Origin of the sequence: Mycoplasma todarodis, assembly GCF_965212735.1 — a bacterium.
Lineage (GTDB): Bacteria > Bacillota_I > Bacilli_A > Mycoplasmatales > Metamycoplasmataceae > Mycoplasma_K > Mycoplasma_K todarodis_A.
The window spans coordinates 67107-89348 of sequence record NZ_CBDBYJ010000003.1; the positions used below are offsets into that span (position 1 = coordinate 67107).

The 22242-nt window shown below is 31.5% G+C and carries 17 protein-coding genes; 8 read left to right on the forward strand and 9 right to left on the reverse strand.

What is annotated here, in order from left to right:
* Window positions 1–19 precede the first annotated feature (19 nt).
* The gene (locus ACOMC1_RS02790) at window positions 20–364 is read left to right on the forward strand and encodes a hypothetical protein (protein ID WP_420331122.1); all 345 of its coding nucleotides are present in this window, start codon (window positions 20–22) and stop codon (window positions 362–364) included.
* A gap of 103 nt (window positions 365–467) precedes the next feature.
* On the forward strand, window positions 468–707 hold the full coding sequence (locus ACOMC1_RS02795; protein ID WP_420331123.1) for a hypothetical protein: 240 nt from the start codon (window positions 468–470) through the stop codon (window positions 705–707).
* A 47-nt stretch (window positions 708–754) separates the two neighbouring features.
* On the opposite strand, the gene ACOMC1_RS02800 is transcribed toward ACOMC1_RS02795, so the two are convergent.
* The 3 genes from ACOMC1_RS02800 to ACOMC1_RS02810 all read right to left on the reverse strand — a co-directional run bounded on the left by ACOMC1_RS02800 (window position 755) and on the right by ACOMC1_RS02810 (window position 9359).
* Window positions 755–3799, reverse strand: coding sequence for a hypothetical protein (locus ACOMC1_RS02800; RefSeq protein WP_420331124.1), 3045 nt, complete (start codon window positions 3797–3799; stop codon window positions 755–757).
* Between the two features lie 315 nt (window positions 3800–4114).
* On the reverse strand, window positions 4115–7252 hold the full coding sequence (locus ACOMC1_RS02805; RefSeq protein ID WP_420331125.1) for a hypothetical protein: 3138 nt from the start codon (window positions 7250–7252) through the stop codon (window positions 4115–4117).
* A gap of 457 nt (window positions 7253–7709) precedes the next feature.
* Window positions 7710–9359, reverse strand: a complete 1650-nt coding sequence (locus ACOMC1_RS02810) for a hypothetical protein (RefSeq protein WP_420331126.1) — start codon at window positions 9357–9359, stop codon at window positions 7710–7712.
* Window positions 9360–9635: 276 nt separating this feature from the next.
* On the opposite strand from ACOMC1_RS02810, the gene ACOMC1_RS02815 reads away from it, so the two are divergent.
* Window positions 9636–10103, forward strand: a complete 468-nt coding sequence (locus ACOMC1_RS02815) for a hypothetical protein (protein WP_420331127.1) — start codon at window positions 9636–9638, stop codon at window positions 10101–10103.
* A gap of 54 nt (window positions 10104–10157) precedes the next feature.
* Here ACOMC1_RS02815 and ACOMC1_RS02820 read toward each other — a convergent pair whose 3' ends face one another.
* The 3 genes from ACOMC1_RS02820 to ACOMC1_RS02830 all read right to left on the reverse strand — a co-directional run bounded on the left by ACOMC1_RS02820 (window position 10158) and on the right by ACOMC1_RS02830 (window position 14215).
* Window positions 10158–11570, reverse strand: a complete 1413-nt coding sequence (locus ACOMC1_RS02820) for an APC family permease (RefSeq protein ID WP_420331128.1) — start codon at window positions 11568–11570, stop codon at window positions 10158–10160.
* Window positions 11571–11682: 112 nt separating this feature from the next.
* Complete coding sequence (locus tag ACOMC1_RS02825; RefSeq protein WP_420331129.1) at window positions 11683–11994, reverse strand: ArsR/SmtB family transcription factor; 312 nt, start codon at window positions 11992–11994, stop codon at window positions 11683–11685.
* A 211-nt stretch (window positions 11995–12205) separates the two neighbouring features.
* Window positions 12206–14215 carry a hypothetical protein gene (locus ACOMC1_RS02830; protein WP_420331130.1) on the reverse strand — a complete coding sequence of 670 codons (2010 nt, stop codon included), beginning with the start codon at window positions 14213–14215 and terminating at the stop codon, window positions 12206–12208.
* Between the two features lie 54 nt (window positions 14216–14269).
* Between ACOMC1_RS02830 and ACOMC1_RS02835 the strand changes: the two genes are divergently transcribed.
* Together ACOMC1_RS02835 and ACOMC1_RS02840 are read left to right on the forward strand one after the other, a co-directional pair.
* The gene (locus ACOMC1_RS02835; protein WP_420331131.1) at window positions 14270–14602 is read left to right on the forward strand and encodes a S1 RNA-binding domain-containing protein; all 333 of its coding nucleotides are present in this window, start codon (window positions 14270–14272) and stop codon (window positions 14600–14602) included.
* Window positions 14595–15893 carry a glucose-6-phosphate isomerase gene (locus ACOMC1_RS02840; protein ID WP_420331132.1) on the forward strand — a complete coding sequence of 433 codons (1299 nt, stop codon included), beginning with the start codon at window positions 14595–14597 and terminating at the stop codon, window positions 15891–15893. Before ACOMC1_RS02835 ends, ACOMC1_RS02840 begins: the two co-directional genes overlap by 8 nt.
* A 26-nt stretch (window positions 15894–15919) precedes the next feature.
* Here the strand turns inward: ACOMC1_RS02840 and ACOMC1_RS02845 are convergent, their stop codons facing one another.
* Window positions 15920–16669, reverse strand: coding sequence for a LicD family protein (locus tag ACOMC1_RS02845; protein WP_420331133.1), 750 nt, complete (start codon window positions 16667–16669; stop codon window positions 15920–15922).
* A 72-nt stretch (window positions 16670–16741) separates the two neighbouring features.
* Between ACOMC1_RS02845 and ACOMC1_RS02850 the strand changes: the two genes are divergently transcribed.
* The 3 genes from ACOMC1_RS02850 to hinT are packed head-to-tail and all read left to right on the forward strand — an operon-like array spanning window position 16742 to window position 20475.
* Complete coding sequence (locus tag ACOMC1_RS02850; RefSeq protein WP_420331134.1) at window positions 16742–18751, forward strand: HinT-interacting membrane complex protein P80; 2010 nt, start codon at window positions 16742–16744, stop codon at window positions 18749–18751.
* On the forward strand, window positions 18751–20082 hold the full coding sequence (locus tag ACOMC1_RS02855) for a HinT-interacting membrane complex lipoprotein P60 (protein ID WP_420331135.1): 1332 nt from the start codon (window positions 18751–18753) through the stop codon (window positions 20080–20082). The genes ACOMC1_RS02850 and ACOMC1_RS02855 overlap by 1 nt, the downstream gene beginning before the upstream one ends.
* Window positions 20083–20118: 36 nt before the next feature.
* On the forward strand, window positions 20119–20475 hold the full coding sequence (gene hinT / locus ACOMC1_RS02860) for a histidine triad protein HinT (RefSeq protein ID WP_420331136.1): 357 nt from the start codon (window positions 20119–20121) through the stop codon (window positions 20473–20475).
* Window positions 20476–20492: 17 nt separating this feature from the next.
* Here the strand turns inward: hinT and ACOMC1_RS02865 are convergent, their stop codons facing one another.
* Window positions 20493–21317 (reverse strand): HAD family hydrolase, encoded by an 825-nt coding sequence (locus tag ACOMC1_RS02865; protein WP_420331137.1) that lies wholly within the window; start codon window positions 21315–21317, stop codon window positions 20493–20495.
* 84 nt (window positions 21318–21401) lie between these two features.
* Window positions 21402–22229: an HAD family hydrolase gene (locus ACOMC1_RS02870; RefSeq protein ID WP_420331138.1), complete on the reverse strand. Its 828-nt coding sequence runs from the start codon at window positions 22227–22229 to the stop codon at window positions 21402–21404.
* Window positions 22230–22242: the final 13 nt, after the last annotated feature.

Genomic DNA, 22242 nt, shown 5'->3' on the forward strand with positions numbered 1-22242 from the left:
CATAAGTTATAATTTATATATGGAAACAATTAACTTTAAAATAATAGATAACTTCAGAATCGTGGATGATCAAGGAGAATTAACTCTGACCATCAATGGAAAAGAAGTGTGAACCAACTTTACGCTTCAAAAGAAAGAGAAGAAAGAGTTCACAATACCAAAAGCTGATTCATATGTAATCGAGCTTAAAAACAGCCAAAAATGCTTTAAGAAGAAAACAACAGATCAACTAGAAAATAAACTAATTAAGGTAGTAAGTCGTAAATCTCCAGATTGACTTGGACTTAGAGGTCTTATGTGACAAGGTATGATGATGTTGATTGCTGGTAGATATACTTTTAAGATTAGAAAACAAAAGAAATAAAAAGCCATTCAAGTGGTTTTTTATTTACTCATCATAAGTTAGAAATTGATGGCAATGTTATTTATTAAGTTTAGTTTATATATAATAAATAAAAGGAGTTAACATGGGAATACTGGACATAGTTTATATTATTCTATCGATAATATCATTCATTATTTTTATTTGAATGGTAATCAGCATAATAAGTAACAAAGGCGAAATAAAAAGAAATAAAATTGAAATTGAAAATCTAAAGAAACACAACGAATCTCTTTGAGAAGCAACCGGAAATTTACACAAAGATAAATTAGAGCTAATTGAAAAGCAAAAAGAACTCGAAGAAAGAACAAAGAAAAAGAAATAAAAAAACGAGAAGCTCTCGTTTTTTGTTTAGATTATATCCGCTATAAACTATTTCTTAATTTTCTTTCTTCATAGTCTTACAAATCAGGTTTGATTATCGTCATTGTGATCAATTTCAACAGCTGGATCTTCCCCTGGTTTCATTCATGCAACTCAGTTAACGTGCGCATTCTTATATCTTATAGTTGTTCCGTTAATTGTGGTAGTATCATATTCTCCAAGTACCCCATCATAGTGAGCAGTTGTTTTACCAAACCTTTGGAATATAAAACTTACTTGATCATAAACTTCGTAATTACCAATTTTCATTAAGGTGATTACATATTCTTTACTTGACTTTTCGAATTCTTTTATTGGAATAACTATTTTTTGATGGTTACTTTCCATTTCTCCTACTTGTTCATAATCAGCCATTTCAAGAGCGTGAAGTCTATCACTATTATCTTTTATCTTAGTTGCGTTATCTGTAATTGATTTTTTGTTTGCTGCAATGTCAGATTTTATTTTAACAACATCTTTTTTCAATGTATCCACTTCACCTCTAAGTGTTATTAGATCATTAGATAAATCTGCATTCTTTTTACTTAATTCAGCAACCTTAGTATCAATATGTGCATTTGCTGATTTTCATGTTTCTATTGCATCAACTCTAGCTTGAAGAAGTTTCTCTGAATTTTTAAGGTCTGCAATGTCTTGTCCATGTGTTTTAAGAGTTGTGTTGATTGTTGTAATCGAAGTATCAATTGCTTTTTTATCAGCATCATGTTTTGCTTCTAAATCTTGAATCTTCTTATCAGCTTCTGTAGCTTTTGTTTGTAAATCACCAATTTGTTTTGTGTTGTCAGCAATACTTGTTGTATGTGCTTTTATTAGTGTTTCTATTGCATCAACTCTTGTAGCAATATCAGCGATTTCTTTTTTGTATTTAGCATCTACATCAGAAATTGATTTTGTATTTGCTGCAACTGATGAAGTGTTTGCATCAATAAGTTTTTTAAGGTCTGCAATTGCTATTTTATTAGTTGCAATCACTGTTTCATTTGTTTTGATTGAATCACCCAATGTTGTATTAAGTTTCTTAATATCTGAAATTTCTTTTTCAAGGTTTGCAATGGCCGCCTCATCTTTCACTGTGGCCGCTTCTTCAGCTTTCATTCTTGTTTGAAGATCTGTGATTGAAGCTTCATTAGCTGCAATTGCTTTATGGTTTGCATCAATCATTGTTTGTGCATTTTTGATTAAACCTTGGATAAGTTTAATGTCAGCTTTATTAGTTGCAATTAATCCATCACGTGTTGCTTCTGCAGTTTTTAAATCTGCTACATCTTTTTTAAGTCCTGCGATTGCTAAAGCATTATCTGCAGTTAATTTCTCGTGCTTATCAGTCGCTAGTTTTAACTTATCTGTAATGGCTTTATGATCTAAATCCATTTGAGCCATATTATCTTTATTTGTTTGAACTAATTTCTTAAGAGCATCAATCGCTTTTTCAGCATCTTCTAATGCTTTTTGTTTAAGAGCATTGTCAGCATTTGCTGCTTTAAGTTGTGACTTAAGAGTTTTAACAGCTTTTTCATATTGATCAGTAACAACTTTTAGAACATCTTCTTTGTTCTTTTTAAGTTCATTGATTTTTTTATCTTTTTCAAGATTACTTTTGTTTAATGCTTTAAGAGCATCTTCTTTTAATTTGATGTCAGCATCTTTATCACTTATATCTTTTTCTAATTTAGCTTTCTTAGAATTCAGCTCATCCATATCTTTTTTATATTTCTCTTGAGCTTTTTTCATAAAGGCATTATCTATACCTGAAACTGAATCAACAGCTTGCTTGAATTTTGCCATTGTGTCAGCAATCTTTTTATTTAAATCTCTTAACTCTTGTTCTTTACGAGTTTTTTCATCTTTAAGAGTTTTTAAACTATTTTTTAATTGAGCAATAGCCTTATCATATTGATCCTTCACTATTTGTAAACGATCTTCAAAGTCTCTTATTAATTTTGCTTGTTTTAATCTATTCTCTTCGTTTGTTACATCAAGAAGAGTTCTAAGAGCTAAAATCATTTCAGCATTTTTATCAAGTTCTACTTTTTGTTTAGCGATTTCAGCTTCTTTTTTAGTAATTTCAGCTTCTTTATCTTGTATATCTTGATTCATTTGTTTGATTTTAAGTTCATTTTTTGCAACTTTATTTTTAAGATCGAGTATCTCTGTATTTTTAGCATCAATTTCTTGTTGCTTAGCTTTATTCTCAGCAATTTTGGCATCGATTATTTTTTGCTTAGCTAAAAGATCAGCATCTTTGGCATCAATAGCTAATTTTTGACGTGCAATCTCTGCTTCTTTGTTTTTGATAATTTGTTTGTTTGAATCAATTTCAATTTTCAGTTTGGCAATATCTGCTTCTTTACTTTTGATTTCAGTTTCTTTTTGTGCAATTTCTCCACCTAGTTTAGTGACATCTTTTGCATAAGCTTCTTTAACTGTTTTTAAGTCAGCATTTAACGCTCCAACTTCTTTTAGACGTTGAGCTTCTTTTTGTGTTAATTTTGTTTTAGTTTCAGTAAGATCTTTTAATTGTTTTTGAATTTCTGCTGCTTTTTTAGTTATGTCTTCATTTAGAAGTTTCTTGTCATTTCTTAAAGTGTCAGCTTCTTTTTCTAATTGTTTTTTCTCTGCTTTGAATTGCGTTGCATCTTTCGCCATTTTTTCTTCAAGAGCTTTAATTTTTATAAGCATTTTTCATGCTTGAATTGTGTTCATCTTATTTGTGTTTTTAAGTTTTTCAATCTCTTTACTGTTATGTGGTTTTCTTGAAAGTAAATCAGCAATTCTAGCCTCATTACCAGCAATTTCAACTTCTTTATCTCTGATTGTTTCAATTTTTTCTCTTAATTCTTTTTGAACTCTTTTTAATTTGGCATTTTGAAAAGCGTCTCCAACTTGTCCTTTGTTATTTTGAGCGTGGTTATGTAATACGTGTGTTCTTTCTACGGCTTCCATGGCAACGAAAGTCCCTAAACCAATTGATGTTAATAACCCTAGTCCTCCGAGTGCTGTTAAAGCAACTCCTTTTTTCTTCATTTTCCCCATTTTTTTCTCTCCTTGAATGTATAAATTAGTATATAAATTATACCATTTCAGTATATACAAGAAGCATTTTTGTGTAAAACACAATACAAACAAAAAAACACAAAATCAAGGTGTAAACTGCTTATAACAACATTTATTAGGGTTATTTGTTAGCTACAAGGGGTATAAATAATTTTTAATATTTTAATCATATTCAAGATTTTTTCCTTATTATAGTAATTTACAAATTTCAAGATTTGCAAACAAAATAGATTATCGAATGTGAAAATATACCCAAATAAGTAAATAAAAATACGAGAATATTCTCGTATTTTATTAACCATCAATTTCATTTGCAAGTTTAACTCCACCATCTTTTGTTCTTTTAAGAATAAGTGCAGTTTCTAAATCAGATCAACTTCCTACTCAAGCTTCACCAATTAATTCCATTCCAACATGATTACCAGCTGGAGGTTGTCAATAACCTTGACGTCCTCCACCTGAGAATACTTTACCAGTTTTAGGATAAAGTGATCTTACATCAGTTCAAGGAATTAGTGTAACTTCATCCTTTTGGATTATTCCATCATTGTTATTATCATCTCAGAAAGAATACCTTTGATTAGCAAGATGTCTTTGAAGATCTTGAACACCTTTATATTTATCACTGAAGTTTACATATCAAGCTTTTTTCTTATCAAAGTTAATTGTTCTGTTATCTCAAGTTTCTTCTGGATTACCCCTAAATGCAAGATAACCATGCGCATCTTGTATTGGGTATGCCGTTGAATTGTGTTTTACAATACCATCTTTTGTACCTGATGGATTTAAGATTAAGTATTGATGTTGTTTCTTAGTTCAACCACCAATTACATTTAGTGATCAAGGTTGTCTTTTATCTAATTCATGCTTATATTCAACAAGCTCATTAGACTCTTTAATAAAAGTTGAAACAGGTTTGTTGTATCCCATAATAGTGTCTCGTCAGAATTCAATCATCTTATCTCTTTTGGTTGTATCAGTAATAGGAACCCTAAACCCTTTTCCATCTTTAATTAAACGTTCTGCATCAGAACTGAATGAAGTAAATATTGTCATTCCTTCATTATCACTTTGAACACCATTTGTTAATCAAGAGTTTGTTTTTATAGTGCCAGATAATCAATCAGTTCAATTTGTACCATCAGTTTGTCTACTGAAGTTAAATGCATTCTTTTTATATGTGTAATATGGGTCTCATCCTGCTAATAAACTTGATAAAGTTGTTGCACCGATTTTATATGACTTAGGCTTTGTGAACATGTTTGTGAACATTCTTGTTAACATCTCATCAAACCCAGAAGAATAATCATCTCAAATCGTTACTTCACCATGTTCATGTCTATATTTAAATCTACTTGCAGATTTATCTCATCCAAATGGGTGATAGTTTATGTAGAAGTTAGGAGTTACTCTTCTTCCTTTGTATAAGTATGCTTTATTTCTGTTTAAATAATCTGGAAGTTTATCATTGAAATCACCAACCATAACTCTTAAGGTTCAAAGAGCTAATTGTTTATTAACAAAGGTTTCATCTCCACCTTTATTTCTAATTTCTTTTTTCTTTTGTAACAGATCAATAAATACTGTATCTTTTGCATTATCCGCATCAGTAATATCTACCCCAAGCATGTTTGCAAGTTTTTCAATTAGATATTTAGAAACGTACTTACTTTGAGGGGATGAAGGTCTATATCCATTGTGGATTCCGGCTTCTATTATTTCTTCGGGAGCAATCTTCTTTTGTCTTCCTATAAATATTGGTTTTTGTCAAGTTTGGAAGTGGTTCAATACATGTCCATACTCATGTTGTATAACGGTGAAAATACTATCAAATTTATTTTTAACACCATTGAAGTTTGGCGTGTGTCCATTAATAGCTTTATCTCAAATAGCTAAACCAGAATTAATAAACATCAGTGACTTAGCTGTGTTCTTTGGTTTTATTGGAATATCTTGCAGTTTATTAGCACGCACAAGACCACTTTCATTAACATATCCACCAGCATGTGGACTCTGTGAAATCATATGTTCGTTATCGAAAGTTATAACTCCTAGTGAAGGGAGCTCTGGACCATGAGCAATCCTTGAAAGGAATAATTGAACAAACTCTTCTAATTCATTTTCATTAATAAATGGTTTGGCAACAGTTGGAGCGTTTTTAACAAATTTAGAATTGAATTTTTTATAACCAAACATAAACACGATTGGTGAATCAGATGCATCTTTACCAAATCATGCGATAAGTGTTTTTTGTTTACCAACCATCATTGTTTTGTGGTGTAAATCCTTAACATTGTAACCTTGTTTTTGAGGTTTAATCTCTTTAACATTTGATTGTGGAGTTTTATCAGCAAGTCCTAAAACTTGATATCTAATAATTTGTTGATGCTTTCCATTGATTGTGTAACCAGCATTTGCAGTTATCGTTAAAGCAACTCAGTCATAGTTTGATAATCCTGTTATTTTATCAGCCGTAACAGTCATATTTGGTATTTGAGGTAAAGTAAATGTACCAGCACCTTCGAAGCCTCTAAAGAGGATTCTCGGTCTAGCCACCACTTGATCAATAATTAGAACTTTTAAACCTTGAACTTCATAAATGAATTTAGCTTCAGCTTTACCATTAATTGTATAACCGTGTTCCCCTCTAACTGTTACTGTAAAGTGTTGACCATTTGAAAGATTATCATGTTGAGTTGAAGTAACTGTTGCATGTGGAACTTTCGGTATAGTGAATTCACCTTTTCCATTATCTCCAGTAACATTTATGGCGAGTGTTTGTTTTGATACTTTTATATCAATTACTTTTTTAGGTTCAAACAATCCTTGGACTGTATATGAGAATGTGACACTATTTTTACCATTAATAGAATATCTACTTGGATCTACAGAAGCATAAGTTACTTCAATAACATCTTTATTTTTGATGTTCCTTGTTCTATTAATTAAAACATTGTATTGTGGTTTTCCCTGTGGTGGTGTGGTTAGTATTGCTTTACCCGATTCACCTGTAATCCCCAAAGAAGCGTATGTTGGTTTTTTAACCTTAACATCAACTACGGGTTTAGCTTTTAATCCATGCACAAAATATTCAAAGACAACTTTCTTTGAACCGTTGATTGTTAGATCGTGTTTTTGATCAACAATATATGTGATGACTATTCTGTCTTTATTTCTCAAACCTTTCTTCTTACTCACATTAACCAATACACCTTCTTTTGGACTATAAGGTAAAATGGTAATTTTCGCTTCACCATCATACCCTTGAATATTTAATGATTCATATGTTGGTTTTTTAATAAACACATCTTTATCATTTTTATCTTCAGAACCTTTGGCTGTTCCACAAGATATAACTGTTGGCAAGGCGATTGCAGCTGTGAATGTTGAAGTGGCGATTACTTTAACTATTCTCTTTTTACTTAATTTCATATTAAAACTATTATAAGGAAAAATACATACTCACCATAAAGCAAAATCTTAAATAACAAGTTATAAACATTGAACATAAACAAAAGAGATTTTAAAAACTTTTTCTAATTCTCAAACCCCATTTAAATAAATAGAATGAAATAACAAGGTGTGGGACTATTTTTTAATTTTGAAAGCCTTATTTTGTTAATCAAGTTTCATTACGCATCGAATGCTTTTGATCATTAAACTAACATTTGATATTTTTTTATCTCAATTCTATAAATCGAATACTTTTCTTCTTAAAATCATTTCTATTTACATACTTAAATAGGCTCTAAATAATAATTTAAGGTGCTTTTAAGGCTTTAATCCATAAGAACAAACTCATTAAACACCATCCATAAAAACAACTCTTATATGTTCTAAATAAAATAATAAAAACACCAACCTGAGTTGGCATCTTTATCCTTTCACTTTAGTATATGTGATGTGCTGGTGTTGTTCAAGTTACTGGTCCAGGTAATTTACCATATGTTTCACCATCTTCTAGTGTATATGTACCTGTTGCAGTACCAACTAATATGAGGTTTTCAGCGTATAACATGAATCCACCTTTTGCATAAGTTTCATCGAATGCATGTTCTGGTTTAACAGTAGCAACGACTAGTTTATCTTGGTGTAATTTCTTAATACCCTCTGCTGGTGTCCCAACATATATTTCCCCTTCTTTAGTTGCGGTCGCGTTGTCAAACCCCATGAATCCTCCGGTTAAGTCTATACCATCAACAAGTTTATCTACTGAAGGTATGTCTCCCGGATTTGGCATTCCTGTTTGGAATAACCCAGCTGTTGTTCCTATGTAGAGATCGAATTTACCGTTTTGGGCTCCGTTTTCTCATTGAGGAATTTCTGTCATGAATTGGATATCTCCATCCATGAATTTTTCTTGTTTTAGACCACCTGCACCATCATCAGTAATTCAGTACCCACCTTGGTCTGTACCAACGTATAAGAATTCTTTACCAGTAGCATCGTAAGCCACTTGACTTGTTTGAATTTTTAGATCTGTTGTTAGTACTGGTGTTGTACCTAATTTTTTATTTGTAACATCCACTTCATAGAATCCATCATTTTTATAAACAGCTCATTTTTTGACACCACCATCTTTATACTCAATCATTGTAGAATGAGTAAAGTCTCCGGTTACAATTTCTTTAACTGTTTTAGCTTCTTCTATATAAAGACCTTTTTTAGTTCCTACGAAAAAGTCATTTCCACCCACTTTTTGGTGTACGAATCCACCTGTGAAATCTCCTGCCACATCTCACTCTGTGTGATGCTTCATAGTTCCGTTAGATTTCTTCATTGTGAAAAATCCATTCTTATTAGCTACGATTGCAGTTCATTGTTTAACATCAGTTGTTGGTTTCTGAGCAACGTTAGCTTTAAAGTAGGTTACTAATGAATCTTCTCAAGCTCCGTGGTCTCCAGTTGGATTTAAATCTTTTAATATATAGTATTGTTTTTTTATTGCATCGATTGTCGCATCTTTGTCAGCGATAATCTGGTTCTTCGCAGCAATCTCTTGGATTTTTGCGTCTAAGTCTTTGCTTAAGTCTAAGAAATCTTGAGTTAACTTAGCTATATCAGCATCTTGTTGTTGGTTCTCATCTGTCAAGTCTGCAATTTGTTTTTGTAGACCTACGATAGTAGCAACTTGCTTATTGGCATCAGCTAAGTCTTTTGTTAAATCACTTATTTGAATATCCTTAGCAGCCACATCTGCTTCTAGTTGTGTTTTTTCTGCTTTTAAATCATCAATTTGCTTTTGCAGAGCGGCAGTATTGGGATTATTATTAATAGCATCTGCTAAATCTTGAGTTAGTTTAGCTATTTCCGCTTTATCTGCAGCAGCGTCTTGTTCTAATTGAGTTTTAAAATCTTCTAAATCTTGAATCTTTTTATTAAGACCATCTATTGTATCTTGTGTGTGAACATCACCAACGATTGTTTCGGCCTTATTGCCTTCAACAGCATATCAAACACCTGTTGCTGTCCCCACAACAACGGCGCCGGTCAATGCACCTACTCCTAGTAATGCTCATTTATTGCTCGATAATTTCATATAAACACTCCTTCACTTCCCTCTTAAATTATACTCTTATATACAAGTTGGCGCAAGTTTGGAAGGGTGCTAAAAAAGCAATAAAAGGACACAAAACCCTTTAAAATAAAGGTATTTTATACTTTTGTTAATTTTTTGTAATTTACATAAAACAGTCATTTTTTTCATTATCGAGCTTTTTTAACACATCGTAAAAATTGTTGTTTTTTATATGTAATTAACAATGAAAAACTTTACAAAATGTTAATATTTTTAATAATATCCAAGGGAGGGATTGTGAAAAATAAATTAACTTTAGGGGCTTTAAGTGTCTTAACCATTGCTGCTCCAATTGCTATAGTTATTTCTTGTGGAGATACAACAACTTCAAACAAAAAAGCAAAACCAGAAACTAAAACAGAAGCAGGTTCAAAAGATGAAACGAAGAAAGAAACAAATAAAGGGGCAAATAAAGGGGCAACCATAAAACCAATAGATAACGATTTAATAAAAATACTTTCTAAAGATAAAATTATAGATATTAATTTAGATAAATATAATACACCCGAAAAACTTATCCCTGAACTAAAAACAATTATTAAAAAATACACTGATGCAGCAACTGGTAAAAGATCCAAACATCTTGTTTTTCACTATAAATCCAACAGATGATTAATAACAATAAACGACATTAAAGAAGAGATGATTGTTGTACTTGATTCTTTAACAAAAACAATCACAGGTTCTGTTCAAAAAATAATTTAGAAACTAAAAATGAGCAAAGTAAAACACTCTACATTGGAGTGTTTTATAATGCTATTATTTCCTGTTAACTCTTGTGTTTTTAACACTGTTTTTACCTTGTTCAATATAAGGTTGCATTTCTTTGTCTTTTCTGTTTTTAGATGATAATGCGTGAATACCTCAGATTACATAACCAATCGCAATAAATCCAAGTAGAGAAGTTATTTGAATTGTATTTTTAAGTTCTCAAGCTTGACCAGTAATTGGTGGAACCATAACGATAATTAATACAACTACCATTATTGCTATTGCTACTAAATACATAATGTATTCTCAAATAGGAATTTTTGGAATCTCTTTTCTTTTCGAAAGAATCATTAATGAAATGAATGTTCCGATGTATTGTGAGAAGAATAGGAATAGACCAATATCAAGAATTGAGTTGAATGTGTCTCCACCTATAAATACTTCTCATAGAAGTCCTAACAACATCATAAGAATTGATATTGTTGAGTTAAGGTAAATTGAAAGTCCATATTCACCTTTTTTATTTCTTTTAGCTATTCATTTAGGCAAGTAATCATCTTCAGCTAAAACAACAATTGATCTTGATGTTGTAATAGTGTTTGATGCTCTTGCAGACATCTTGTTACCGATGATACCAATAGTATAGATAACAACACCTGTTGTACCCATTGATATAGTAAATATCTTTTGGAATAATTTAACATTACCAGAGTTTAATATTGCCATATCAACTCCCATAAAGATTAAGTAGAATACGAAGTAGATTGAGAATAATACGAAGAATACTTTTAATAGTAATTTTCTAAATTTTCTAACTTCTACTTCACCAGCTAAACTGGCAATACTTTCTATACCACCATATGCGTATATGAATGCTAATACAGCACCTGTAAAGGTAATTGCATTAACTTTAGTACTTCCAACTCAGTTAGAGTGGAAAGCGTTGTCTTGTGCTGCTAAATAGATGATTGCACCTACTGATGTAATTAATACTATTCATTTTAATATTGAAGATATTGCAATGAACTTAAGTGATACTTTGTATCCGAATGTTGTGATTATTGTTATTAATATAAATACCCCAACTGAGAGTAGATCATACATTAGTCCGTGACTAGGGTCAATCTCTTTTAGTATTGCAGCTAAGAATAAAGGCGCTGTAATACTTAGAATTGGACCTTGAATGTATTGAGTTCATCCTTGATAAAACCCCCCGTGTCTGCCTCCTGATTGCTTAGCATAGTGATACGAACCACCCATTGCATCTGGATATGCATCCGCTGCTCTTGAAAATGCAAGAGCTACACAAAGAACTACGAATGAAGTTATCATAAATGCTATTAGTCCTAGTGCGTGTAATTCCATAATTTTACCGATTGTTGCGATAAAACCAAATCCCATTATGTAGTTTAATGAGAACAAGTAAAATTTCTTTTTACTCATTGTATTTTTTTCTGTCATGTTTTGTTTCTCCTTGTTATTAATTTTGTAAATAAAATACGCAATATAATCAAACCTTTATTGTGGATTGATTAATGCGTTTAAACTTCGATTTCTAATTTTTAATTAGATATTATTCGTGGGAGCAACAACAGTAATATGCCTTTAATTTATCAAATGCAATTATAGGTTTAATTAAGTCTTTTCACTCTTCTTTGAAGTCTTCGTTTAATCAATAGTATTTAACTTTCTTTTCACAAGTGTAGCTTAAGATTCCTAATTCTTCCATTAATAGTAAGTGCTTAGAGATGTTAGCTTGACTTGTACCAAACTTAGCTACTAAATCAGTAACTGTATTATCCTTGCACTTGCATGTATAAAAGTGAGCTAAGAATTTGATTCTCATCTCTACAGAAAAAACTTTCATGAATTTTGTAATATCCATTTTTCCTACTTTCCTTTTATAAATGTTTTATGTAAATATTTTATACAATAACACACAATTATTAACATTATATTTTTCATGTTATAAGTAGTAAATTGTTGAAACTTTTGCTTAATTTGTTGCATTATCACTGTTTTTCTTCTTTTTTGACATTTGAATCGAGCAACAAAATTTACATAAAAAAACACCAGCATTTGGCTAGTGTTAAATATTATTGTTCTTTGTTGATTTCAGTTTCTTTTTTAATTTCTTGAGTTTTCTTTAATTCTTCTTGCTTTTTAATTTCTAACTCTCTTGTCTTTTGAAGTTGGATTTCTTTTGTTTTTTGAACTTCTTTTGGATCTAATTGAGGTGGAGTTTTTTCAGCAGGAATTGGTGAAATTGTTTCAATTGAGAATTCTGGAGTTGGCTCAACTTCAACTTCTTTAGTAGCTTCTACTTGTTGAGGTTGAATTTTTTCCGCTTCTTGCATTTCACGTTCAAATTCAGCTCTTTGTTCAGCTAATATTTCACGTTCAGTTTTTTCAACAGGAATGATAACTTCTTCTGTTTTTTTAACTTCAACTTTTTTAGCTTTTTGAGGTTTTACTTCTTTTTTAAGTCCTGATACAACATCATTAATTGTTGATGTAATTTGTTTAATAACTTTTTCAGATTCTTTCTTAGTTGCACCAACTGTTTCAATATAGAATTTAACTTTTGGTTCTGTACCTGAAGGACGAACTGCAAATCATGTACCATTATCTAAAATAACTTTAACTAAAGTTGCTTTTTCAAGTCCCATGATTTCTTCTTTTGTGAAGTCTAGAACATTAATAACTTCTAGTTTTCCTACTTGTTGAATTTGTCCAATTCTTTCTAATAGTAATTCAACATCTTTATCGTCGATTTGTTTTGAAAGTTGAGTAGATGTGTGATGTCCATACATTGTTCCAATTCTTTCTAGTTCATCGAATAATGTCATGTTTTGAGTTTTTAAGTAGTTAGCTGCTTCAACAAGCATTACTAATCCTTGGAACGCATCTTTATCTCTTGCGATTTCTGCATTAATTAATTGACCATATGATTCTTCATAACCTAGAACTAATGATGTAGGGTTTTCGAAAATGATTTTTGCAATGTTTTTAAATCCAACATGTGTTTCGTGGATTTGAAGATTGTGTCTTTTAGCCATTTCTTTAGTAACGTTTCCTGAAACTATTGATTGAGCAATATATCCATCTTTTACATATTGTTTAGTTCTAATGATGTGATTTAGAACGATAGCAGCAGTTTGGTTACCATTAATTTTTTTGTAACTTCCCATTGGACCTCTAACAGCTAGACCAACTCTATCTGCATCTGGATCAGTAAGGATAATAATATCTGCTTTTTTCTTCTTAGCTAATTTGATAGCTCTGTTGTAAGCTCCTTCATCTTCTGGATTACATGATTTTAATCCTTTGAATGTTGAGTCTTCTACAACTTCTTGTTTAACTGCATAGTATTCAATATCCATTTTTTGGAATAGTGTTGGAGCAACGAATGAACCTGTTCCATTTAGCGCTGAATAAACAACGATTAATTTCTTGTTGTCGTTAGGTCTTTTTCTAATACTTAATACATCTTTGATGTAGTCTTGTTCAAGTGTTGGTGAAATGTATGTTGGGTTTAAGATTCCGTAAGGAACTTTAAGGAAGTTCATTCTGTTCATTAAATTAGCAATTTGTGTTGTTAATTCTGGAAGTAATTGAGCACCTTGTGCGTTATATACTTTGAATCCATTATATTCTTTAGGATTGTGAGAAGCTGTGATGTTAACTCCACCAGCTGTTCTTAATTTTCTAATTGCGTATGAAAGCAATGGTGTTGCTGCCATATCGTTGTTTTTGAATAGGTATGTTTTGATTCCTAGGTGATCAAATACTTTAGCTGTAATTTCAGCAAATAAAGCACCGTTTTCTCTATTATCATGTGCAATAACAAGTCCCATTTTCTTAACAATTGCACTTTGTTTTACTAATGTGGCACCATATGCGTAAGCAGCAGCTGCAATTGTAAATTCGTTAATCATGTTAGTTCCTGGTCCAAGGATTCCCCTAATCCCTGCTGTACCGAATGTCATTGTTTCTCCAAAAAACTTATCGACATTTTTTTCGTTAATTTTTTTTAGTCCTTTTGAAAGGATTTTATCCTTAGTAGGAGCATTTTTTCATTCTCTTAATTGTTCTAAATTAGTCATAATATTATTTTAACACATTGCTACTAAATTAACTTATTGTAGTAAGATTTTAATGTGTATAAAATAAAAGACATAGTAATTGGAGAAGTTACATACATTGGGAAAGCCCATTTTATCGTAACTCTAGACAAAGAATGAAGAGGATTAGTCCATATTACGGAGGTTTCAGACTATTATGTTTCTAACATAAAGTACTTCGTAGAAAAGGGTGATAAGATACCTCTGAAGATTATAGAAGTTATGGAAGACCAAAAGAGGGTCAAACTTTCTTATAAGGCAATCATGCCTAGATTTCAGAAAGATCCATTCAACTACACTTTAGAACATACTGAAGGTGGTTTCAAAGGTCTATCCAATATGCTAAACGAAAGGTTAAAGAATGATTAAATTAAATTTAGAAAAAGCCGTTACAGAACGTGCGATTGAAAAATACAACGATAAAGTTAAAGCAATCCATGCTGCAATGGAAAACTATTCAAGTGAAGGAAGCGATTTCTTAGGATGAAAAGATCTACCTTCAAAATACAACAAAGAAGAATTTAAAGAAATTAAAAAAGAAGCTAAGAGACTTAAAGCTGAAGGTGTGGAACTTCTTGTAGTTATTGGTATTGGTGGTTCTTACTTAGGTGCTAAATCTGCTATTGACTTTGTACAAGGGAATTACCCTGTAAAAAGAGATATGGAAGTTATGTTTGTTGGTGAATCAATTTCTTCAACTGACCTTGCTCAAAAATTATCATATGCTCAAAACAAGCAATTCGCTATTAACATGATTTCTAAATCAGGAGGAACAACAGAGCCAGCTCTAGCCTTTAGATTATTTAGAAAATTACTAGAAGAAAAACTAGGTGAATCAAACGCAAGTAAATTCATTATCGCTACAACAGATGCTAACAACGGGTCACTTGTTAGACAAGCTATCGAAAATGAATGAACAAGATTTGTTATTCCTGACAGTGTTGGAGGAAGATTCTCAGTTCTAACACCTGTTGGATTATTCCCAATGGCATGTGCCGGTCTTAACATTGATAAAGTTATGGACGGTGCTTCAACTGGTCAAAGACTATATGGAGAACCAAACTCTAAAAACGACGCTTACAAATACGCTGTTGCTAGATATGTTCTAGGTAAAAAATATGGAGCTGAAATGTTAGTTTCATATGAACCACAAATGGCTTATCTAAACGAATGATGAAAACAACTATTTGGTGAATCAGAAGGTAAAAATGAAAAAGGACTACTTCCTACTTCAGCTATCTTCTCAACTGATCTTCACTCAATGGGTCAATTCATTCAAGATGGTACAAAAATTCTTTTTGAAACAGTAATGACTGTTGCAGAACCTAACTTCGATGTAAAAATTACAGAAGAAGAAAGAAACCTTGATGGACTTAACTATTTAACAGAAAAAACTGTTCACGATGTTAACATGATCGCATTCGAAGGTGTTACTGACGCCCACGCTATCATTGGTAAAGTTCCAAACATCCACTTAGAAGTTGGAAAAATGGACGAGGAAAACCTTGGACAATTATTCTACTTCTTCCAAAGAGCATGTGCTATGTCTGCATATTTACTAGGGGTTAACCCATTCAACCAACCAGGTGTAGAAATCTACAAATCTAATATGTTTAAATTATTAGAAAAACCAGGTTACGTTAAAGACGAAGAAAAATAATTAATAATAAAAAATAGCGACATTCGCTATTTTTGTTTACCTATTTTTCTCATTGAGACAGAATCAATATATTCAGCTATAGGTTTTTGTTTTGTTAGTTTTTTATAATTTTTACCGTATTTAACTTCTAAAGCTGTTTTGTATTCTGCAGGAATATTTATTTGGATTCCTTCGTATTCTGCTTGTTCTACATTAAGTGTTAAATGTGGAATTCAGTGTTGGAATGCTTTACAACTTGGTTTATGAATTAAATAGAATCCTTCATTCTTTTTAGCATAAAGATTATTATATGCAGTCTTGAATGTAAGTTGTTTGTAAAGGTTCTTAAATGGGAAACTGAAGAACTTCAACATTTTCTCTTTTGCATTATATGGTGTGTATTTAGAATGTAGTTTTTTCATTAAAAAATTATTTTTATGACTGAATTTACTTCATTTCTTAACTTTTTTAGTTGTTGTTGGGGCAATTATTAAGATATCAATAAAGATGCTTGTCTCGAAAAACTTAAGTCCTTTAGGGATAAATTTAGGATTAATAGAAGGATAAGAACTATCCATAGAACCATCAATTAAATACTCTTCTGCAGAGTCTTTTAATTTTCTATATGACTCAATTGTCATCATGATTTCTATCTTTTCATTTCATGGAATCATACCTTTCATAGCCACCGCACCTTGCAATGTTGTACTTGCTGCTGCATATCAAATATCATTATCTTCACATATATTAATGAATGTTTTTAGGTGATTAATTAGTTGTTTTTTACGATTCGTCATACATATATTTTACATAGGAAATTGAAACATAAGGTATAATTTAAAAGAAAAATAACCCTGAAGGAGAAAATGATGAAGAAAAAAACAATAACAGCTATAAGTTCGCTTGGTGCCATTTCTGGTGTAGCTCTTTTAGCAACGTCTTGTGGTACTGCCGCTGCAGACAAATTAGACGGTAAATATATCGCCGATGCTCGTAAAGACGGTAAAACACTTACAGATAGTGAAATCGCATTCGACAAGTTCTACAACCAATTAATTGCTAACGGACAATCTGAAAATGCCAAGAGAGTTCAAGATATCATTAAGAAATCAGCAAGATGACTATATGAAAAAGAAGTTAAAGGTTCAGAACACCTTAAAGAAATTCGTGAAGCACAAATGACTAAGAAAGAGAAAAAAGATGCCGACTTACAAGCACTTAAATCACTTAGCAAAATTGAAAGCTCAGTAAGATCTGAATTTGACGATCAAAAAGAAGCATTCAAACAAGCGCATGGTCACGGATATGAAGATGCTTGAAAAACAGAACTTTCTACAAATAAAGCCTACGGTAACGCCACATCTGATAAACAAGCTATTGACAACATGGTTCTAAAACAAATTGTTGGTAATGCTTATGCACAACACACAATCAAACAAGACTCTGATACATTCACAAAAGAAGATGTTGAAAGAGGTAACCCAGCTAACAAAGATTCAAAACAAAAAGATTGAGAATGACTATGAAACCTTAAACAAAAAGGTTATGTTTTCCCATCTGAAAAAGATAGTACATATGCAGGTATGGAAAAAACTCAAAAGGTTATTGTTGTTTCTACTGGTTCACAAAATGTTGATTTAAAAGATCCTTCTGCATTATTCGGAGAAAAAGGTGGACATGGTTACATTAATAAATACGACCCAATGGTTGTTAACCACTTCCTACTTCCAGCTGTTCCTGATGCCAATAAATCAATGGCTCCTTGAAAAGTTAAAATTGAAGATGCCAAAAAATGATTAATGTCAATTGAACCTAAAGGTAAAGATGCAAAACCCGCAATCGATAACTTAGAAACATTTAAAGGTTTACAATATGGACAAGTTGATGATCCTAAGACTAAAAAGAAAATGGACTTCGGTGTTACTGAATCAGATGAAATTCTTCTTAAACTACTTGGTGGTAATCAAGCTGGTACTAAAAAAACTGGTGGTTCTTTAGGTATGATGGATGAACTTTCGTATGTTCAATCAATGGATCCTGGTTTTGGTTTACCTTTACTTAATGAAGAAATTAAAGGTGACAAGTTCGAAGTTGTTAAAACTAACCCATTAAAAGGATTAGGAACTAAAATCTTAAACGCCTTACAACAAAGTGTTGATAAGACTAACTTCAAAGGTGATAAAGATTCAAAACTATGAGCTAAAAACTTACAAACATTATTTGACCTTGTTGGTGAAAATGATGCTCCAAAAATTATTGGGCGTGTTTTCCGTGATGCATTTGGTGATACACGTGCTGATAAACAAAGAGCACTTGCGTATAAAATCGCTGATGCAACAGCAACTGAACCAGCTAGATATGTAGTTACTTCTAAATTTGGTGTTCACATTATTTCTGACAAGAAAATAACTGATGCTGATGATATGAAGAAAATGATGCAATCAGATGTGATGAGAGCCACAAATGGTGATGGTGCTTACTTCAATGTTATTTCTGAAGTAAATAAACACTCTAACGATAAAATGCTAATTGTTAAATCACTACTTAATGATTCTGACTTTACTAAATGATTAAAAGATCAACCAAACTACAATGGTATAGCTGATGGTGATAGTTATCCAGACTATACAGATGCAGATATTAAAAATCTTCAAGAAACAGCTGTTAAAGGTTATGAACAAACACTTTCAGATACAAGAGCAGAAAGTGCTGTTGCAGCAGTTCGTCCATGAGTTAACTCAGCTTTCCACAACGAAACATTATTCGTAAATAGTAAGTTCATCGGAAAACTAGATGATGAAATTAAATTCTGAAATAAATCACTAGAAGATATCTATAACACAGCAGTGGGAATTGCTTCAGAAGGGGCGGTGAAATAATGAAATTTAAATTAAATAAAAAGATTGTTTTACCTTTCGCTTCATTAGCACTAATTTCTACACCTGTTGCTGTTGCAGTATCTTGTGGTAACAACGAAAAAACTGCGGAACAAAATCAAAAAGATACAATTTTAGCAAGTGGTAGTGACTACTTACTACGTCTTTACACAGGTTTCATTAATAAAGACCTTATGCAAGACGAAACTAAACACCAAGAGAGTTTAGAAGCAGCATGAAACTTTTGAGCTTCTTCAAAATTAATGGAAGACAAATGATTCTGAACAAAAGAAATCGTTACTTTACAAAAAAGTGGTACTTTTAGTAAGGCTGACTTCACAGATAAAAAGGTTTGAGTAAATGCCAAAGATGATACAGAAGTTACTTTAAAAGCATCAGAAAATGTTGTACCTGGTTTCTATCCTTCTTGAACTCTTGCTCAAGAAATCCTTAAACAAAAACCTACATTAAATTGAGAATTAGAATTAGAAAATCTTATTCTTGTTCAAAATTATCTAACAGGATTTGTTGAAAGTGATTACAAAAAGGTTTACAAGAAAGAAGAAGATGAACCTAAAAACCTTGATAGAAATGAAAAATTCTTCTTCCTAATTAAATACCTACACGAACACACTCCAACCTTTATTTGAAAACAAAGTGTTAAAGGTCTTAAAGCTGGAGCTATTTCTGGAGAAACTGTTAAAACAGCTGCAGAGTTCAATGATTTAGACCCTAGATCTCACGACTTAATGAAACTAGGACTAGTTAAAGCAGATCAATTAAAAACTTCAAATGATAATACTTTAACAGTTGACTTAGGTGAACTATATAACTACAAAGGTATCTCTTCTGCAGGTATCTCTAAAGGTGAATTAGACTACAGTGATTATGCATTAAGAAAAAGATTAACAGATAATACTTCTGAATCTGGTTGAGTAACTAAAGAAGGGGATATTGAAAAAGAAGCACATGTTATTGTTAATGATGATGGTTCTGTTGATTCAATGTTCGCAATGCAATTCCTTCCATGATTCGATGCAAAAGATGAAGACAATAAACAAGTTACTGATAAAGATAAAGTTTATACAATCGATGATGATAAATCATTCTGAAGAATAGATTCTTCTTTATTAAAAAATCCAAAAGTAACAGATAAAAATAAAAGAAATATTACTGAAAATGCACAAAAACTAATATTCTCATTAGCACAACACGATAGTAGTTTACTTAACGACGCTAGAAAATTTATGCTAAACATTAGAAAATACAACTTAAGAGTAAACAACGGAGAATTAAGAAATATATTAAAAGGAAAAGATGTTATTAAAAAATAATGTCTTTTTTTATTTTTATAATTTTATAATTTGTACATGACTATATTTCAAAAAATCATAAATAGGGAACTACCTGCCAACATAGTATATGAAGATGATAGAGTAATTGCTATCCTTGATATCAGCCCAGCCACAACAGGACATACATTAGTAATACCAAAAACATTTTCAAGAAACCTTAAAGACATTGCAAAAGATGATCTTTCATACATAATGAGTAAAGCGCAAGATATTGCTCTTAAACTTATTGAAGTTCTTGAAGTTGATGGTTTCCAACTCCACGTTAATAACGAGAAGAGTTCAAACCAAGTTGTATTTCACACACATGTCCACATCATCCCTACACAAACCGGAAAAGAAATTAAGAAAGAGGATATTAAAATTTCTTTATAAAAAAAATAAGCCTCAGCTTATTTAGAATCATTAGAGATAACTTCTCTAATTTTTTTTGCAATTGCATCACTATCATTGTCACCAATAACTTCATCAGCAATTTCTTTAGCTTCTTTTGAACCATTACCCATGCAAATTCCGTAACCTGCACCTTGAATCATTTTTAAATCGTTTCCTGAATCTCCAAATGCCATAACTTCTGACATCTTAATATCCATTTCATCGATTACTGTTTGAATACCTGTTAATTTAGAAACTCCTTTTGGATCTACATCAAGGTAGATTGAGTTAGCTACATGTATTGAGTTATCTTCTCCAAATCTTTTTCTAAGCTCAACAGCCATATCTTCAATTACTCCACCAGTATTTTTTAGTGAAACCTGAGTAACACCTTCTCTTTCAATGATTTCATCAAATCATTCCATTGGTGCATCAATTCCATCAAATCTAAAGTCTTCTAATCACTTAGGGTCTTTATCTGTTGGGTGATAGAATTCTCTATATTCATTTTTTACTGTTGAAACTGAAATATAAGAATTAGTTTCTTTGGCTTTTTCAACTATTGCTTTATATAGTTCTTTATCAATAGCTGATACTTCAGTTATTTTCTTTTCTTCAACGTTGTAGATACTTGAACCATTACTTGAAATGATGTATGAAACACGTCCAATTTCCTCTGCTGCTGGTAATGCAAAACAAAGTGGTCTACCTGTTGCAAGGATTATTTTATATCCTTTATCATGTGCTTCTCTAAGTGCTTCAATTGATTCTTTTGTAGGTGAATACCCTTTTGAATCCATTAATGTTCCGTCCATGTCAAATGCAAATGCTTTAATTTTCATAATTATCTCTCCTAATCTTACTTATTTCAATTATATGGTTTATTTGTTAATTTTAAAAAAAGTAATAAAAAATAAGCCTTAGGCTTATCTTGTTTGAGCATCAATAACTTCTCTAATTTTGATTGCAATTGCATCTGTACTGTGATGTCCGATTATTTCATCAGCAACGGTTTTAGCTCCATCATTTGCGTTTTCCATAGCAACACCATAACCTGAACCTTTAAGCATTTGAATATCATTTCCTGAATCTCCAAATGTCATAACTTCACCAGGTTTGATTCCATGTTCTTCAAGAACTATTTCAATACCTGTTAATTTAGAAACTCCTTTTGGATTAACATCTAAATAAACTTCGTTAGCAATATGTAAAGCATAATCTTTTCCATATTCTTTCTTAAGTTCATGTGCTTTATCAACAATTAGTTCATGTTCATTCTTAATAGTTAGTTGTGTGATCTTATCCGTTTTAGATGATGCGATAACATCTTCTAATTTATCAGGTTCACCAAAATCATTAACTGAAATTTTGATTCATTCTGGAACATCATCACCATCAAAGAAGTTTAATTTCTTAACGTGGTCAGTTGTTGACATAACGAAGAATGATTTTGTTTCTTTAGCGACTTCAATCATTGATTTAAATAATTCTTCGGGTAAAAAATCTTTACTGATGTTCTCGTTGGCTTCAACATCATATAAACTAGCTCCATTATTCCCTACAATGTATGAAATACACCCTATAGAGTTCACAAAGTCCATTGTTTGGTATATTGGTCTACCTGTGGCTAGAATAAGCTTATATCCCTCTTTATTGGCTTCTCTAAGTGCTTTCATAGTCTCTGGATGAGGACCAGAACCATCTGGTAGCAATAAAGTTCCATCTAAGTCAAATGCAAATGCTTTAATTTTCATATTTCTCTCCTAA